This is a genomic window from Sphingobacterium multivorum (genome assembly GCF_039511225.1).
Classification (GTDB): domain Bacteria; phylum Bacteroidota; class Bacteroidia; order Sphingobacteriales; family Sphingobacteriaceae; genus Sphingobacterium.
This window is the reverse complement of record NZ_CP154261.1, coordinates 991,814-1,008,936: the sequence shown is the minus strand read 5'-3', so window position 1 is coordinate 1,008,936 and position 17,123 is coordinate 991,814. Positions and strand designations below refer to the sequence as shown.

Sequence of the window (17,123 nt, the reverse complement as noted above, 5' to 3'; positions counted from 1 at the left end):
ACAATTATGAAATACAAACGTATCTTATTAAAACTTAGCGGTGAATCCTTAATGGGTGACCAAAGCTACGGTATCGATATTAACCGTGTATCACAATACGCTAATGATATCAAAGAACTTCACGATCAAGGTCTAGAAATTGCAATTGTTATCGGTGGCGGTAATATATATCGTGGTCTAAGCGCCGAAAAATCAGGCATGGACCGTGTTCAGGCAGACTATATGGGCATGCTTGCCACAGTCATCAACAGCATGGCACTTCAAGATGCGCTTGAGAAAGTTGGGAAAAAGACACGTTTGCTTACTGCGATCAAAATGGAGCAAATCTGCGAACCATTTATTCGCAGAAGAGCTGTACGCCATTTGGAAAAAGGCCGTATTGTTATTTTCGGAGCTGGTACAGGAAACCCTTATTTCACAACGGATACCGCTGCATCTTTGCGTGCAATCGAAATCAATGCCGATGCCGTATTGAAAGGAACCCGTGTTGATGGTATTTACACTGCAGATCCTGAAAAAGATCCTACTGCAACAAAATTTGAAGAAATATCATTCACAGAGGTTTATGAGAAAGGATTAAATGTTATGGATATGACAGCCTTTACCCTTTGTCAAGAAAACAAATTACCGATCATCGTATTTGATATGAACAAACCAGGCAACTTATTGAAACTTGCTAATGGTGAACATGTCGGAACTGTGGTTAAATAATTTAAATCTGTAAAAAACGTAATCTTATATGAACGAACTAATTTCAATTGAATTGGACGATTGTAAAGACAAGATGTCCAAAGCAGTTGCTCACACCGAATCCGAATTAACTAAAATTCGTGCGGGTAAAGCTTCTCCATCGATGTTAGATGGAATTTCAGTAGACTATTATGGTAGCGCCACTCCACTTTCACAAGTGGCCAACATCAATACAACTGATGCACGGACTATTGTTATCCAACCTTGGGAAAAATCGCTCATCAACGCAATTGAAAAAGCTATCACTGACGCTAACCTAGGAATCAACCCACAGAATGACGGTATCGTTATTCGTCTGAATATTCCTCCTTTGACAGAAGAAAGAAGACGTGATTTGGTGAAGAAAGTAAAAGAGGAAACTGAAAGAGGCCGTATTGGTATTCGTAATATCCGTAAAGATATAAACGAGTCCATTAAAAAATTAAAAAATGATGGCGCTTCAGAAGATGAAATCAAAACTGCTGAAGGAGAAGTTCAAAAGTTAACGGATGCATTCATTGTAAAAGTTGATAAATTGGCTGAACTGAAAGAAAAAGATATCATGACTGTTTAAGTTTCCTACTTGAATAGAAAAAAGGTCTGAAAAATTTTCAGACCTTTTTTATTGGTGTGAAGAACTCCGCACTCCTCCCCTAAAAAGAACTCTTCCCAACCTACAAGACATTGACCTTCCAAAAATTTTATGGGTTAAGATTCAGCATACGCTTCAAAAATATTCCTTGCAGTACCATTGATTTCTGAACAAATAATTGTACATTGTACACTAACAAGTAATCAATTATATGATGAACAATTCTCGTCGTCAATTTTTAAAGCAAGCTGGAATAGGTCTTTCGGCAGCTTATCTGGTGCCCAACTTTATATCTTGTCAAAATAAAGCCGGTGCAATCAGCGACAATCCATTACAGAATATAGGTGTACAGCTGTATTCCATTCGCGATTTAATGGATAAAGATCCGAAAGGATCTTTGGAACAAATTGCCAAAATTGGGTATAAACATGTTGAGCTCTATGGGATAGACGCCACAGCCAAGCAGTTCTGGAAATTGCCTTACAAAGAGTTGAAGAAAATATTGGATGATAACGGTCTAAAAACACATTCAGGCCATTACGATATGTCCAAATACCTCAGTAAAGCGCATACCGACAAAGAAGATCTTGCGGCTTATTTTGATGCGGCAAAAGAACTTGGCCAAGAATATGTAATTGCTCCTGTAACACCGATGTTTGATCTGAATGCATTGAAAAAAGATGATTATCTCTATGCTGCCGAGCAATTGAATAGAGCTGGTGAACAGGCTAAAAAATTGGGTCTAAAAGTTGCCTACCACAACCATTTCTGGGAATTTAGGGATCTGGGCAATAATACGACCGGTGAAGAGGTGATGTTAGCATTCACTGAACCTGATTTGGTCGATTTTGAATTAGACCTTTTCTGGGCAGAAAAAGCGGGTAAAAACCCGATAGCCTTGTTTGAAAAATTCCCCAACCGTTTTAAACTATGGCATGTCAAAGATATGGATAAAACAAAATCCAATCCCATTGAATGGCCCAAAGATGGAAAATTGCCGATTGAGCAAATCTTCAATGACATCAAGTATACTGAAGTGGGGACCGGAAGCATCAACTTTCCTGAAATCGTCAAAGAAAAGAACAAAGCCGGACTTAAATATGCTTTTGTTGAGCAAGACAACATCTATATGCCAAATAAGATGGAAAGTCTCAAAAAAAGTTACGATTATGTTCAGGCAAATCTTACAAAATAGAAAAAGGGAGCAGTGCTCCCTTTTTTATTTTGTAAGATTGTCAACTTAGAATTCGGTATCTTCCACCTCTACTGCAGTCTCGATTACTTTTCTCGCCAACTCTTCTTTAAATTCGATGATATTCTTGCTGATTGTTTCATCATATGTACCCAGAATCTGAGCAGCCAATATACCTGCATTCTTCGCCGCATTTAAAGCGACAGTTGCTACAGGAATACCATTGGGCATCTGCAGGATAGAAAGTACCGAGTCCCATCCATCAATGGAATTTGATGATTTTACAGGTACGCCTATTACAGGTAAATGTGTAATAGAAGCGACCATTCCAGGCAAATGCGCCGCACCACCCGCTCCAGCAATAATAACTTTCAAACCACGAAATGCTGCATTTTTGGCATAATCAAACATACGTTGTGGTGTACGATGTGCTGATACGATCGTTACCTCAAATTCCACTCCAAGGGTTTTGAGCACATCTATCGCATCCTGCATAACAGGAAGATCTGATTTGCTTCCCATGATAATGCCTACCTGGGCCTTATTATTGACTGACATAGTATTGTTTAAGCTTTAACTTTTAATATTTCTTGTACTTTTCTTGCATTGGAGATCGCTTTCTCCCGGTCATCATTGATAATACAAACATGGCCCATCTTGCGGAATGGCTTCGTATATTTCTTTCCATACAAATGAATATATACGCCTTCCATTGCCAACACCTCTTCTACACCCTCGTATTTGGCCAATCCTTCATAGCCAGGTTCACCTAACAGGTTAATCATAACGGCGTTCGTTCTGCATCTGGTATCACCTAACGGTAGATTGAAGATAGCTCTTAAATGCTGTGCAAATTGCGACACATAATTACCCTCTATGGTCTGGTGACCACTATTATGCGGACGCGGAGCCAATTCATTGACCAGAATATCACCATTTTTCGTTAGGAACATCTCTACAGCCAATATACCCACAATCTGCAAATCGTCGGCAATCTTTTTTGCGATAGCCTCTGCGCGTTGTTGGATCTCTACACCATACAAAGACGGCGCAATCAAAAATTCCACCAAGTTAGCCTGAGGATTAAATTCCATCTCTACCATTGGAAATGTAGACACCTCACCTTTATCATTCCGGGCAACAATGACCGCAATTTCCTTTTCAAAATCTACCCATTCTTCAATTAAGCTGGGTTCTTCGAAAGCATCTTGTATATCTTGTTGGTTAACAATCTTCTTTACCCCTTTCCCATCGTATCCATCCTTACGCAATTTCTGGATATAGGGTAAGTTTAACGAGGCATTCACTAAATTATCTTTATTGGATATCAATTGAAATGCCGAAGTGGGGATATCATTTTGTTTAAAAAATTGCTTTTGCAGACCTTTATCTTGAATCAGACGAATGATACGTGATTGTGGGTACACGATAACGCCCTCGCCTTCCAGTTTCTCTAAAGCATCTACATTCACCTTCTCAATCTCGATCGTGATCATGTCCAAATCCTTACCGAAATTATAGACCGTTTCAAAATCGCCCAATGAACCACATTCAAATTTATTGCACAACTTGCGACAAGGAGCATTCTTATCCGGGTCCAATACATGAACATTTACATTGTAATTAATGGCTTCCTGGATGAGCATTCTTCCCAGTTGACCACCGCCAAGAATACCCAATTGCAATTCACCATAAAAATCTTTTGCCATAATTGATTTAAAATCTTATAAAATTTATCTTTTAAGCTTTTCCGCTGAACAATTGCTCACCCAACAAGCTTTCTTTGTCTATCTTTTTTTGCAACTCAATAAAAGCACCAATTAATGCCTCGGGACGTGGCGGACAGCCCTGGACATAAACATCCACAGGGATCACTCGATCTACCCCTTTGACCACATGATAACCATGCTGCCAATATGGACCGCCACAGTTGGAGCAAGAGCCCATCGAGATAACATATTTAGGATCGGGCATCTGTTCATATAGTTTCTTGATACGATCGGCCATCTTAAAAGTAACCGTTCCAGCAATAATGATCACGTCGGATTGCCGTGGAGAAGGCCTTGGGAATACGCCCATCCGGTCTAAATCATACGTTGAAGCCATTGCCCCCATCATTTCAATGGCACAGCAAGCAATACCAAAGCTCATGGGCCACATCGAAGATAACCTTGCCCAATTCAGCAAATCATCTAATTTGGCAACAATAACACCATTATTCTGCAATTGACTATCTAAACTCATGCTTACTCAGGTTTTTTAAATCGAGGTTTAAAGGCTGGTTTCGGCGTCGACACCTGTTCATTTGTCGTCGTTTTGTGCGCGACAGCATCCTCTACGATCTGTGCATAATCACGCACCTGATAAGTCCTGCTATTCAGGCTTGCATAGGCACTATCCGGGATAGCTACAGGAACTTTAGGTAAGGACACATTCGGTTTAACCCATTCCAAATCGCCCTTTTTCCAGACAAAAACCAATCCTAAAATTAAAATGCCAATGAACATAGCCATTTCAATCATGGTAAACCACCCCCATCTTCCATCTGCCGCAATATATTCGGACTGTCCAAATACAGTGGCCCATGGAAAAATAAAAATAAGTTCTACATCAAAAAGTAAAAATACAAGGGCAATAACATAGAACCGTGGATTAAACTGAACCCAAGAAGAACCAATGGGATCCTCTCCACATTCGTAAGTACCAGATTTGATGGGATTATTCTTTTTCGGAGAGATTAAACGTGCTAGAAAAATGGTCGCACAGACTAACAGCGCCCCTATCAGCAGAATGATAAGGATTTTGCCGTATTCCGATAATTGCGCGGGGTCATCCATAATAATTACAAATTTAACAAATATTTCGTTTACTCGGGTGAGGAACTTGAAATTACGAATTATTTCTTTAAAAACAGTTCGAATTTTAAGGCACTAATGCGCCGTATCCGGTCTGCAAGCAGTCCCCAATTCATCTGGTGCAGCACTTAGCAGCAACCGAAAATAATCGAAAGAGCAATGCCATGTTCAAAACTTTCATGACTTTGCAGACACCAACAGCAATGAAAGCGGACTGAAGGTTCTTTCTGGCCAATAAGATCAGACATTTTCAGAAAAAAAAGAGGGCATCGTATAAAACGATGCCCTTCTTATGATGTAACTATTCTCCAAAAATTACATTTTTCCTGGCATTTTGGGCATATTACGCATCAATTTAGCCGCCATCGCCGGATTAGACATCTGCTTCATGACTTTACGCATATCACCAAATTGTTTCAATAACTTATTCACTTCATTAATATCAGTACCTGATCCCTTCGCAATACGTAAACGACGTTTTTGATCAATGACATCTGGGTTTTCGCGTTCAAAAGGTGTCATGGAATCGATAATCGCTTCAATGGGTTTGAAAGCATTGTCATCGACTTCAATATCTTTCATTGCTTTACCAACGCCAGGGATCATTCCCATGAGGTCTTTCATATTACCCATTTTCTTGATTTGTTGAATCTGGGATTTAAAATCGTTGAAATCGAATTTATTCTTACGGATTTTCTTTTGGAGCTCTGCGGCTTGCTTCTCGTCAAACTGTTGCTGTGCACGTTCCACTAAGGATACCACGTCACCCATGCCCAAAATACGAGAGGCCATACGATCAGGGTGGAATACATCCAATGCATCCATCTTTTCACCTGTACCAATAAACTTGATAGGCTTATTAACGACAGATTTAATCGATAAAGCTGCACCACCGCGTGTATCACCATCCAACTTAGTCAATACTACACCTGTAAAGTCCAGACGGTCGTTGAACGTCTTAGCTGTATTCACGGCATCTTGACCAGTCATTGAATCCACAACAAATAGGATTTCGTCTGGCTTTGTCGCCTCTTTAACTGCTGTAATCTCCACCATTAAAGGCTCATCGATGGCCAAACGACCGGCTGTATCGATGATTACGACATTATTTCCATTGCGTTTTGCTTCTTCCACACCGGCTTTGGCAATCGCAATAGGATCGTTAGATTCACGATTCACATACACTGGTACGCCCACTTGTTCGGCAAGCACTTCCAATTGATCGATCGCTGCAGGGCGGTAAACGTCACCAGCCACCAACAATGGTTTTTTATTCTTTTTATCTTTAAGGTACAAGGCCAACTTACCGGAGAAAGTTGTTTTACCAGCACCATTCAAACCCGCAATTAGAATGACTGTTGGATTTTTTCCAGTCTCAAGCTCCGTAACAGATCCGCCCATCAAAGCTGTCAACTCATCGTTCATGATCTTCGTCAACAATTGGCCCGGGGAAATACTTGTCAGTACATTTTCGCCTAAAGCTTTTTGTTTAACATCGTCGGTAAAAGTTTTGGCAGTTTTATAATTCACATCGGCATCCAACAACGCTTTGCGAATTTCTTTCATCGTTTCTGCAACGTTGATCTCGGTAATACTACCCTGTCCTTTTAATACTTTAAAGGCCCTATCTAACTTATCTTGAAGATTTGAAAACATAAAATCTGAATCTTATTCTATATAAACAGCAAAGTTAAAAAAATTGTCTATAGTAACCTCATTAACACCCCATAAAAAATGCGACTATAAAAAATAATCGCATTTTTGTAGGATAAAGTTACAATATCCGTATTTAATCACTTCTACGGCCACCGAATAAAATAGACGCATAATACAAAAGTGTTACCAACGCACTTAACGCCGCTACGACATAAGTCATCGCTGCCCATTTCAAAGCATCTTTCGCACCGTCATGTTCTTCGCCATTATAGGTTACACCGGCATGGTTTAACCATTCCAGAGCGCGGTTCGACGCATCAAACTCTACGGGCAAAGTGATAAAAGAGAACAGGGTCGTAATAGCCAAAGCCCCCACTCCAACAGCTAAAAGCCATGGGTTACCACCTTTGGAAAAAGCAAATAGCATAACACCCAGCATCAATACCCATGATGTCATTTTAGAGGCCACATTTACCATCGGAACCATTGCCGAACGGAATCCCAACCATTTATAGGCTTTGGCGTGCTGTACAGCATGACCACATTCATGCGCCGCTACTGCTGCAGCTGCAACACTGCGGCCACTGTAAACTTCGGGACTTAAATTTACGGTCTTATCTGACGGATTATAGTGATCTCCCAAGCGATCTGGAATAGACACTACCTTTACATCATATATACCGTTATCATTTAACATTTTTTGCGCAATCTCAGCTCCGGACATCCCATTGCTCAAAGGCATTTCGGAGTATTTCTTAAATTTGTTTTTGAATCTTGTTTGGACAATTAGGCTTACCACCATTATTCCAATAAATAAAATCAAGTACATAGCTATTCAATCGTTTTATAGTTATTATATGACTATCAAACCTTATTCCAATCGTCGAAAAAAGGTATATGCATGAATTTCTAAGATAAAAAAAGTCTTTGACCTGACAAAAAGAACAGGTTCTTCTGATCTCCACATGACATAATTGCCAGATCATTTGGGCAGATAACTCCATTTTCAGCTTCGTACAGTGAAACACCTGCGCTATTTAACAAGAATCCAAGATGTAGTCTCATCGGTGAGTATTGGAGATGCGTTTTATTTCAAGTTCGATCAGGGAGCTTATTATTGAAGCAAATGGCTTTTGAAAACACGATGCTCAGCGGATTATAGCCTTGCTATACTATTAAGACAAAAGATGAGAAACTAAGATAAAGGACGATAAACTACAAAAGCGTCGAGACTTCCTATGGCGCCAATTAGGAATGCAAATAAAAAGGGGCATTAAAAAATGCCCCTTTATTATAAATAGCCCATTTGCAGGGTAAGATCAGTACCTTCAATCATTTTACGCAAATTGCTCAATGCGTAGCGCATCCTCCCTAAAGCAGTATTGATACTTACTTCGGTTATCTCCGCAATATCTTTAAAACTCATATCACAAAAGTGACGCATAATAAGCACTTCTTTTTGATCATCCGGAAGCTTTTGGATCATTTTTTTAAGGTCGACATCAACCTGCTGTTTGAGCATTTTTGACTCCGCGCTTTCATCACTAAATTCGAGCACCTCAAAAATATCAAACCCGTCAGCATTCACAATATTTGGAGCACGTTTTGCTTTTCTAAAAAAGTCAACAATCATATTGTGCGCTATACGTATAGCCCAAGGTAAAAATTTACCTTCTTCATTATATTTACCGGATTTTAAGGTGTTGATGATTTTTATGAAAGTCTCCTGGAAAATATCTTCAGCAAGATATTCATCTTTTACTTTCATATATATGGAAGTATATATTTTCGATTTATATCGATTCAACAATGCCTCTAGACCGGACTCTTGGCCGCCGACATACATTTGGATCAACTCTTGATCGCTTTTACTTTTTAAAAGTCTCATACGTCACTTACTTTTTTAGCAGTTCGCAAATAAATTATCAGTTCTGTGTTAAAATGTAAATGTTTGCCGTATAAACTATCCTTTCTTATTGTAAAACAATCAATTAATCTAAAACCAAATTACCGTAAAATAAATGAGTAATCAAATTATTACAATTTATTTTAAGATTTTTTAACATTTAAAAATAAGTTATCTACCTCATAATTCCAAAATAAAGGTTCTTCGACCACAGTACGCCCCTTCAGACAAGATGGAATAACAACCTCGAACAGCTCCAAAATAACAAGTTTTAAAGTTATTACTTCATATGGACTTTATAGGGAGCTAATAGGGACCTTATAGGGACCTCATTAGGATGAATACCTATAAAATCCGTTTAAAGTCCGTATAAGATTGTTGTTAATATAGTCTAAAAAGTTAAGTTGATACAAGACTGTAACGAAACTATTCTTTCTAAAATGGCAGTAGAAAAAAAGACGGGATAAAAAAAGCGGAACCACCGCATCGGTAATTCCGCTTTTTCTATTCCTATGGAAAAAGTCTTATTTATACAATGGGAACTCAGCCATCATTGCTTTTACTTTACCATGGATCAAATCCAGTTGCGCATCATTTGATGCATTTTTCAATGCCTCATCGATCAATTCACCGATTTGAATAATTTCATTCTCTTTAATACCACGTGTAGTGATTGCAGCAGTACCAAAACGTACACCTGAAGTCACAAAAGGAGAACGTGTATCGAAAGGAACCATATTTTTATTTGTTGTGATACCCGCTTTACCCAATACAGCTTCGGCTTCTTTACCAGAAATATCTTTATTGCGTAGATCCACCAACATCAAGTGATTGTCTGTACCACCAGAGATGATCTTATAATCTCTTTCTACAAAGAATTGCGCCAATGCAGCTGCATTTTTCTTTACCTGAACGATATATTCCATATACTCATCGGATAAAGCCTCACCATAAGCAATCGCTTTCGCAGCGATTGTATGTTCTAAAGGACCACCTTGTGTACCTGGGAATACAGCTAAATCCAATAATTGTGTGATTGTACGGATTTCACCTTTAGGTGTTTTGATACCCCATGGATTTTCAAAATCTTTACCGACCATAATCATACCACCGCGTGGGCCACGAAGCGTTTTGTGCGTCGTTGTCGTAACAATATGGCAATGTGGAAGTGGATCATTCAATAAACCACGCGCGATTAAACCTGCAGGGTGAGAAATATCTGCCATCACGATAGCACCAATTTCGTCTGCAACTTTACGGATGCGTGCGTAATCCCAATCACGAGAATAAGCCGAAGCACCACAGATAATCATCTTTGGTTTTTCACGAAGCGCTGTTTCTTCCAATTGCTCATAGTCAATTAAACCAGTGTCTTCTTTTACACCATAAAATAATGGTTGATAGATCTTACCCGATAAGTTCGCTGGCGAACCGTGTGTCAAGTGACCACCGTGAGATAAATCAAGACCTAAAATTTTGTCGCCAGGTTTGATTGTCGCCAAAAAAACAGCTGCATTTGCTTGAGCACCAGAGTGAGGCTGAACATTTACCCATTCTGCGCCAAATAATTGTTTTGCACGGTCAATTGCGATGGTTTCGATCTCATCCACAACTTCACAACCTCCATAGTAACGTTTTCCTGGGAGGCCTTCTGCATATTTATTTGTCAACACTGAACCAGCAGCTTCCATCACTTGTTTTGAAACAAAGTTCTCTGAAGCAATTAATTCAATACCTTCTTCTTGGCGTTTAAGCTCATCAGCTATTAAATTAAAAATGGCTTGATCTCTTTCCATTGTTTTTAAATGTTGTAAAGTAAATTTTGTAGTTTATTTTAATGCCTCAAAGATAGCATATTCCATAAAGAATATCGACAAAAAGCCATATTTTATTAAATGTTCTTAGAAAAACAGCCTTATTAATGCGAATTACCTAATTAGGTCGGGATCATTTTATGGTACTATCGGACAAAATAAGCGGACAAAGAATTGAATGTTTCGAAAATGTCAAAAAATCCAGGTCAAGCAATTTGCCGTCAAAAAAATGTATTTTTGTATTGGATTGGCTAAAACACTATTAAAATGAGTACAGAACATACAGCAGTTGCTCCTGTTTCTTTAACAGAAGGGGCAATCAAGGAACTAAATAAATTAAAGGATCAACAAGAAATCTCTGATGATTTTGGTTTACGTGTCGGTGTTGAAGGCGGCGGTTGTTCCGGTATGAGTTATATCTTGGGCTTTGACCAGAAAAAGGACGGCGATAACGAATACGAAATTCAAGGAATCCGCATCTTTATGAACAAAGCACATGGCCTATATCTTGCCGGAATGGAAATCGACTTCAAATCGGGACTCGATGCAAGGGGCTTCACATTTAATAACCCCAATGCAACAAGTACCTGCGGATGTGGAAGCAGTTTTTCAGCATAACTGAATTTCAGTACAAATGAAATAAGAAAGGGACTGCCATAGGTAGTCCCTTTCTCGTAGTAGACACCACACTCATTTTTTGTTGGTTGATCGAGGAGAGATTTCAAAAAGTTCAACCTCGATTTAATGAGATTAGCACAACAAAGCCCTCTTTCATTTTCCATCATAAATCACTAAATTAGCGACCTTTATAAAAGAAGCATACAACAGTCTGATGTACAAAGAATATAAGCAGTTAAATTTACCCGAGATAGGTAAAGAGATTTTGACCCGTTGGGAACAGGAAAAAATATTCGAAAAAAGTATCAATAATCGTCCTGAAAGCAAGACCTATACATTTTTTGAAGGTCCGCCTTCTGCAAATGGCATGCCCGGGATTCACCACGTGATGGCACGTACGATTAAGGATATTTTCTGTCGTTACAAGACTTTGAAAGGTTACCAAGTGAAAAGAAAAGGCGGTTGGGATACCCATGGCCTGCCCATTGAACTTGCTGTCGAAAAAGCTCTTGGAATCACAAAAGAGGATATCGGCAAAAAGATTACCGTAGAACAATATAATGACGCTTGTCGCAAGGAGGTAATGAAATATACCGATGTATGGAATGACCTAACCACCAAAATGGGGTATTGGGTTGACCTTGAACATCCTTATATTACTTACAAGAATGAATACATCGAAACCTTATGGTATTTATTGAAAGAACTTTACAAAAAAGGTCTTTTGTACAAGGGTTATACGATACAGCCTTACTCTCCGGCAGCAGGTACGGGATTGAGTTCACATGAACTTAACCAGCCCGGCACCTATAAAGATGTGAAAGATACCACCATCGTTGCAGAATTTAGACTGATCAAAAGTCAGCTTCATCCAGCTATAGAAAAATTAGTTGACGACGATGCGGAGGATGTTGCATTCATTGCCTGGACCACCACACCATGGACTTTACCATCCAACACAGCTCTGGTTGTAGGCAAGAAAATAAATTATGTGAAGATCCGAACGTTCAATAAATATACCGGTGCGCCTGTATCCGTCGTATTAGCGAAAGATCTGATCAGCAAACATTTTAAAGCAGAAGGCGAAAATGCATCCTTCCAAGACTATAAATTGGGCGACAAAGTAATTCCTTGGGAGCTTGCAGCAGAATTTGTGGGCGAAGAGCTTGTTGGCTTGCGTTATGAGCAATTGTTACCTTATATCACCAGCGAGGATTTACAAGAAAATGCTTTCCGCGTTATTCCAGGCGACTTTGTTACGACCGAGGATGGTACGGGTATCGTCCATGCAGCCCCTACGTATGGTGCGGATGACTTTCGTGTCGCAAAAGAACATGGTGTACCGGGCATCTTGGTAAAAGATGAAAACGGAAAAGAGGTTCCTACTGTGGACCGTACTGGACGTTTTGTAAGTGAAATCACCGATTTTGCCGGAAGATTTGTCAAAGAGGAATATTACAGTGCAGAGGAACGTTCAAAAGAAGATTTCAAACCCACAGACGTGTTGATCTCTATCAAACTAAAAGAGGACAACAAAGCTTTTGATGTCAAAAAATATGAGCACACCTATCCACATTGTTGGCGTACAGACAAACCTGTTCTTTACTATCCGCTAGACAGCTGGTTTATCCGCACCACAGCAGTGAAAGAAGATTTGGTTGCCTTAAATAAAACCATCAACTGGAAACCCGAAGCAACCGGTACTGGACGCTTTGGAAACTGGTTGGAAAACCTGGTAGACTGGAACCTTTCGCGTTCACGTTATTGGGGAACTCCACTTCCTATCTGGCGCTCAGAAGACGAAAATGAAGAGGTTTGTATCGGTTCCTTACCTGAATTAAAGTCTTTATTGGAAGCTTCTTTGACCTCCGACATTCTGTCTGAGGATGAAAAAGCGAAAAATAAAGCTTACTTGGATAAATTCGATACCGAACAATTGGACCTTCACCGTCCCTATGTAGACGATATCGTCTTGGTTTCTGATGCCGGACAAAAGTTATTCCGCGAACCTGACTTGATCGACGTTTGGTTTGATTCGGGTGCCATGCCGTATGCGCAATGGGGACTGGATCACGAAAAATTAGCCAAAGGGGAACAATTTCCTTTTAAAGCTGGATTCGATCATGCATACCCGGCAGACTTTATCGCTGAAGGGGTTGATCAAACACGGGGCTGGTTTTTCACCTTACATGCGATTTCTACGATGATGTACAAATCGGTTTCCTTCAAAAACGTCGTTTCCAATGGCCTGGTATTGGATAAAAATGGAAATAAGATGTCCAAACGCCTCGGCAACGGTGTTGATCCATTCTCAACGATCGATCAATACAGTGCCGATGCAACACGCTGGTACATGATCAGCAATGCTGCCCCATGGGACAATCTTAAATTTAATATGGAAGGGTTGGATGAAGTCCGTCGTAAATTCTTTGGTACTTTATATAATACCTACGCTTTTTTTGCATTGTATGCCAATATCGATAAGTTCTCCTATGCAGAATCCGATATTGCGTTGGAGAAACGTCCTGAAATTGATCGTTGGATTATCTCCTTGTTAAATTCGTTGACCAAGGAAGTAGACGAATACTTGGCGGATTACGAGCCTACAAAAGCTGCGCGTGCTATTCAAAACTTTGTTGATGAACATCTCAGCAACTGGTATGTTCGCCTATGTCGCCGCCGTTTTTGGAAAGGAGATTATACAGAAGATAAAATTTCCGCCTATCAGACACTTTACACATGTCTTGATACGATTGCGAAATTGATGTCGCCAATATCACCTTTCTTCTCGGATAGGTTATTTCTTGATTTGAATGCAGCAACGAACAAAGAACAAGTTGAATCTGTTCACCTAGCGAATTTCCCGGTATATCACGAGAACCTAGTCGACAAAGATCTGGAAGAACGTATGGCATTAGCGCAAGACATCTCGTCTTTGACACTTTCCTTGCGTAAGAAAACCTCTATCAACGTACGTCAACCATTAAACAAAATTTTGGTCCCGGTACTGGATAGTGTCTTCCAGGAAAAGGTAGAAAAAGTAAAAGATCTGATACTTTCTGAGACTAATATCAAAGATATCGAGTTTATTACGGACACCACCGGTATCATTAAGAAAAAAATAAAACCAAATTTTAAAGCTCTTGGCGCGAAAGTTGGTAAGGATATGAAGTTAGTTTCTTCGTCTATCCAATCGTTGACTATAGATCAAATAAGTTCATTGGAATCAACAGGCGAATTGGCCCTAGCAGGCACGCCATATACGATTCTATTGAGCGATGTAGAAATTATAGCAGAAGACGTCGAGGGATGGCAGGTAGCGAACCTAGGTAAATTGACCGTAGCATTAGATGTACATATCACCGAAGAATTGAAAAAAGAAGGTTTGTCAAGAGAATTGATCAACCGCCTACAAAATCTAAGGAAGGATAAAGGATTAGAAGTAACTGATAGAATTAACGTAAAGTTAACAGCTGCTTCAGAAGTGGTCAATGCTGCCAACGAAAATTTATCGTATATTTGCACCGAAATTCTGGCCGATTCATTGGTATTTGAAGATTCACTAACTGAAGGAGAGACCATCGAGATCGATGGCAAAGAACTTAAGGCATTAATCCAAAAAAATTAAATTATGGCAAACAACAACGAGAAAACACGCTATAGCGATTCAGAATTACAAGAATTCAAAGATATTATCTTGGACAAGCTTAGAATAGCAAAAGAAGAGCTTTCCTCGTTGACCGCAACGCTAAATAACAGTAATGCAAATGGTACCGACGATACTGCTGGAACGTACAAGACATTGGAAGACGGTTCAGCTACTTTGGAAAAAGAGCAAACAAATCAATTGGCCGCTCGTCAAAAGAAATTTATCGACAACCTAGAAGCAGCGTTGGTGCGCATCGAGAACAAAACGTATGGTATCTGTAGAGAAACAGGGAAACTGATTCAAAAAGAACGTTTGAAAGCTGTTCCACATACGACTTTGAGCATCGAAGCGAAAAACAAACAGTATTAATTTTAGGCATTAAATATATGGTCTTTGTTTAGGCAAAGACCATTTTTATAACACAATGAAGGGTTATACGAAACCGATCGCACTTATTGTCGCGATACTTTTAATAGACCAATTGTCGAAGATCTGGGTTAAGCTGACTATGACAATCGGACAAAGCCACCATGTATTGGGCAAATTTTTCCAGATTCATTTTATTGAAAACAATGGAATGGCCTATGGGATGGAATTTGGCGGTGATTATGGAAAATTATTTTTGACGGTATTTCGTATTTTAGCCGTAGCGGGTATTGGATACGGCCTGCATTACATGATCAAAAATAAGTATAACCGGGGTTTCATCTTAAATGTTGCTTTAATTCTTGCCGGTGCGCTAGGAAATATCATCGATTCTGCTTTTTACGGTGTCATCTTTAGTGAAAGCACCTGGTATGATAAAGCGAGTTTGTTTCCAGCAGGTGGTGGTTATTCTTCCTTCCTACACGGAAAAGTAGTCGATATGCTTTATTTCCCATTGATTCAAGGTAACTTCCCTTCTTGGGTGCCCTTTTGGGGCGGTGAAGAGTTTCTCTTTTTCCGACCTGTATTCAACATTGCAGATTCGGCGATTTCTGTTGGGGTGGTTTTAATCCTGTTATTTCAAAAACGGTATTTCAAAACCGAAAAAGAAGAAAAATCCAGCATACACAGCGAAATCGTTGAAGATTAACGAAATATTTCTTAAAAGCCTTGTTAATCGCAAGGCTTTTATTTTTTTTACATATAACCCAATACAACTTCTAAACTCTACTATTCGCATGAAAAACATTAGTCTACTTCTGGCACTTTGCTGCCTACTAGGAATCCAAATAGCACAGGCGCAGCAGATCGAAGTTTCCAACTTAAAGAAACATATTTATTACCTCGCTGACGACAAAATGCAAGGACGAGGAACAGGCAGTAAGGAAGTCTTTAAAGCTGCAGATTATATTGAAAAGGAATTCAAAAAATACAAACTTGAGCCTAAAGGTGAAAAAGGCTACCGCCAATCCTTCAAAGCCAAAGTCTGGAAAGTAAAAGTTGCAGACAGCATTCGCAATGCAGATAATATCATTGGATTTCTTGACAATGGCGCCGACTTAACAGTTGTTATAGGCGCACATTACGATCACCTGGGAACAGGTCGTCAAGGAAGCTCAAAGGATTCCCTAGGGGTAGGCAAAATCCATAACGGAGCCGACGATAATGCCTCTGGTACCGCTGGTTTATTGGAGCTCGCACGTTACTTTAGCAGCAACAAGGAAAAAGAACCTTACAACCTATTATTTATCGCTTTCGGGGCAGAAGAATTGGGATTAGTAGGTTCAAAATATTTTACGGAACACCCTACGCTCCCATTGGAGAAAATCACAGCCATGCTGAATATGGATATGATTGGCCGTTATAATCCCAGCAATGGCCTTGCTGTAATCGGCTATGGAACAAGTAGTCAATGGCCGGCTATATTCAAAGATGTTCAAGCACCTATAAAATTTAATCTTAGTAAGGATGGTAATGGCGGATCTGACCAAACTTCATTCTACAAAAAGAATATACCGGTATTGTTTTTCCATACTGGTGGACACCCAGACTACCATATGCCGACCGATGATGCCGATAAAATTGATTACAATGCTTTAAAATCCATTTTAGATCTAGAAAAAACAGTGGTTGAAAATATCATGAAACAATCCAGTAAAATGGACTTTATATGGACCAACTAAAACA

The 17,123-nt window shown here is 39.5% G+C and carries 16 protein-coding genes; 8 read left to right on the top strand and 8 right to left on the bottom strand.

Going from position 1 to position 17,123, the window contains the following annotated elements; genetic code table 11:
* Positions 1–6 precede the first annotated feature (6 nt).
* The 3 genes from pyrH to AAH582_RS04090 all read left to right on the top strand — a co-directional run bounded on the left by pyrH (position 7) and on the right by AAH582_RS04090 (position 2,516).
* Positions 7–711 (top strand): UMP kinase, encoded by a 705-nt coding sequence (gene pyrH / locus AAH582_RS04100; RefSeq protein ID WP_046672284.1) that lies wholly within the window; start codon positions 7–9, stop codon positions 709–711.
* A gap of 28 nt (positions 712–739) precedes the next feature.
* Entirely contained in the window at positions 740–1,303 is a 564-nt protein-coding gene (frr, locus tag AAH582_RS04095) for a ribosome recycling factor (RefSeq protein ID WP_046672285.1), read from the top strand.
* 229 nt (positions 1,304–1,532) lie between these two features.
* Entirely contained in the window at positions 1,533–2,516 is a 984-nt protein-coding gene (locus AAH582_RS04090) for a sugar phosphate isomerase/epimerase family protein (protein ID WP_343321270.1), read from the top strand.
* Positions 2,517–2,561: 45 nt separating this feature from the next.
* Here the strand turns inward: AAH582_RS04090 and purE are convergent, their stop codons facing one another.
* The 8 genes from purE to glyA form a co-directional block, all read right to left on the bottom strand.
* Positions 2,562–3,071 carry a 5-(carboxyamino)imidazole ribonucleotide mutase gene (gene purE / locus AAH582_RS04085; protein ID WP_286843510.1) on the bottom strand — a complete coding sequence of 170 codons (510 nt, stop codon included), beginning with the start codon at positions 3,069–3,071 and terminating at the stop codon, positions 2,562–2,564.
* Positions 3,072–3,079: 8 nt separating this feature from the next.
* Positions 3,080–4,222, bottom strand: coding sequence for a 5-(carboxyamino)imidazole ribonucleotide synthase (locus AAH582_RS04080; protein WP_286752351.1), 1,143 nt, complete (start codon positions 4,220–4,222; stop codon positions 3,080–3,082).
* Between the two features lie 31 nt (positions 4,223–4,253).
* A complete protein-coding gene (locus AAH582_RS04075; RefSeq protein WP_046674041.1) occupies positions 4,254–4,757 on the bottom strand; it encodes an NADH-quinone oxidoreductase subunit B in 504 nt (167 codons plus the stop codon).
* A gap of 2 nt (positions 4,758–4,759) precedes the next feature.
* The gene (locus AAH582_RS04070) at positions 4,760–5,350 is read right to left on the bottom strand and encodes an NADH-quinone oxidoreductase subunit A (protein WP_046674042.1); all 591 of its coding nucleotides are present in this window, start codon (positions 5,348–5,350) and stop codon (positions 4,760–4,762) included.
* A gap of 333 nt (positions 5,351–5,683) precedes the next feature.
* Positions 5,684–7,024: a signal recognition particle protein gene (gene ffh / locus AAH582_RS04065; protein WP_046674043.1), complete on the bottom strand. Its 1,341-nt coding sequence runs from the start codon at positions 7,022–7,024 to the stop codon at positions 5,684–5,686.
* 133 nt (positions 7,025–7,157) lie between these two features.
* Positions 7,158–7,853 carry a zinc metallopeptidase gene (locus tag AAH582_RS04060; protein WP_046674044.1) on the bottom strand — a complete coding sequence of 232 codons (696 nt, stop codon included), beginning with the start codon at positions 7,851–7,853 and terminating at the stop codon, positions 7,158–7,160.
* Positions 7,854–8,315: 462 nt separating this feature from the next.
* Complete coding sequence (locus tag AAH582_RS04055; protein ID WP_046674045.1) at positions 8,316–8,912, bottom strand: RNA polymerase sigma factor; 597 nt, start codon at positions 8,910–8,912, stop codon at positions 8,316–8,318.
* A 542-nt stretch (positions 8,913–9,454) separates the two neighbouring features.
* The gene (glyA, locus tag AAH582_RS04050; RefSeq protein WP_046674046.1) at positions 9,455–10,726 is read right to left on the bottom strand and encodes a serine hydroxymethyltransferase; all 1,272 of its coding nucleotides are present in this window, start codon (positions 10,724–10,726) and stop codon (positions 9,455–9,457) included.
* Positions 10,727–11,011: 285 nt separating this feature from the next.
* Between glyA and AAH582_RS04045 the strand changes: the two genes are divergently transcribed.
* The 5 genes from AAH582_RS04045 to AAH582_RS04025 all read left to right on the top strand — a co-directional run bounded on the left by AAH582_RS04045 (position 11,012) and on the right by AAH582_RS04025 (position 17,119).
* The gene (locus AAH582_RS04045) at positions 11,012–11,362 is read left to right on the top strand and encodes a HesB/IscA family protein (protein ID WP_046674047.1); all 351 of its coding nucleotides are present in this window, start codon (positions 11,012–11,014) and stop codon (positions 11,360–11,362) included.
* A gap of 214 nt (positions 11,363–11,576) precedes the next feature.
* The gene (ileS, locus tag AAH582_RS04040; protein ID WP_343321269.1) at positions 11,577–14,990 is read left to right on the top strand and encodes an isoleucine--tRNA ligase; all 3,414 of its coding nucleotides are present in this window, start codon (positions 11,577–11,579) and stop codon (positions 14,988–14,990) included.
* A gap of 3 nt (positions 14,991–14,993) precedes the next feature.
* On the top strand, positions 14,994–15,380 hold the full coding sequence (locus AAH582_RS04035; protein ID WP_046674049.1) for a TraR/DksA family transcriptional regulator: 387 nt from the start codon (positions 14,994–14,996) through the stop codon (positions 15,378–15,380).
* A 55-nt stretch (positions 15,381–15,435) separates the two neighbouring features.
* Positions 15,436–16,086, top strand: coding sequence for a lipoprotein signal peptidase (locus AAH582_RS04030; RefSeq protein ID WP_075991120.1), 651 nt, complete (start codon positions 15,436–15,438; stop codon positions 16,084–16,086).
* 88 nt (positions 16,087–16,174) lie between these two features.
* On the top strand, positions 16,175–17,119 hold the full coding sequence (locus tag AAH582_RS04025; protein ID WP_343321268.1) for a M20/M25/M40 family metallo-hydrolase: 945 nt from the start codon (positions 16,175–16,177) through the stop codon (positions 17,117–17,119).
* The last annotated feature ends 4 nt before the right edge of the window (positions 17,120–17,123 follow it).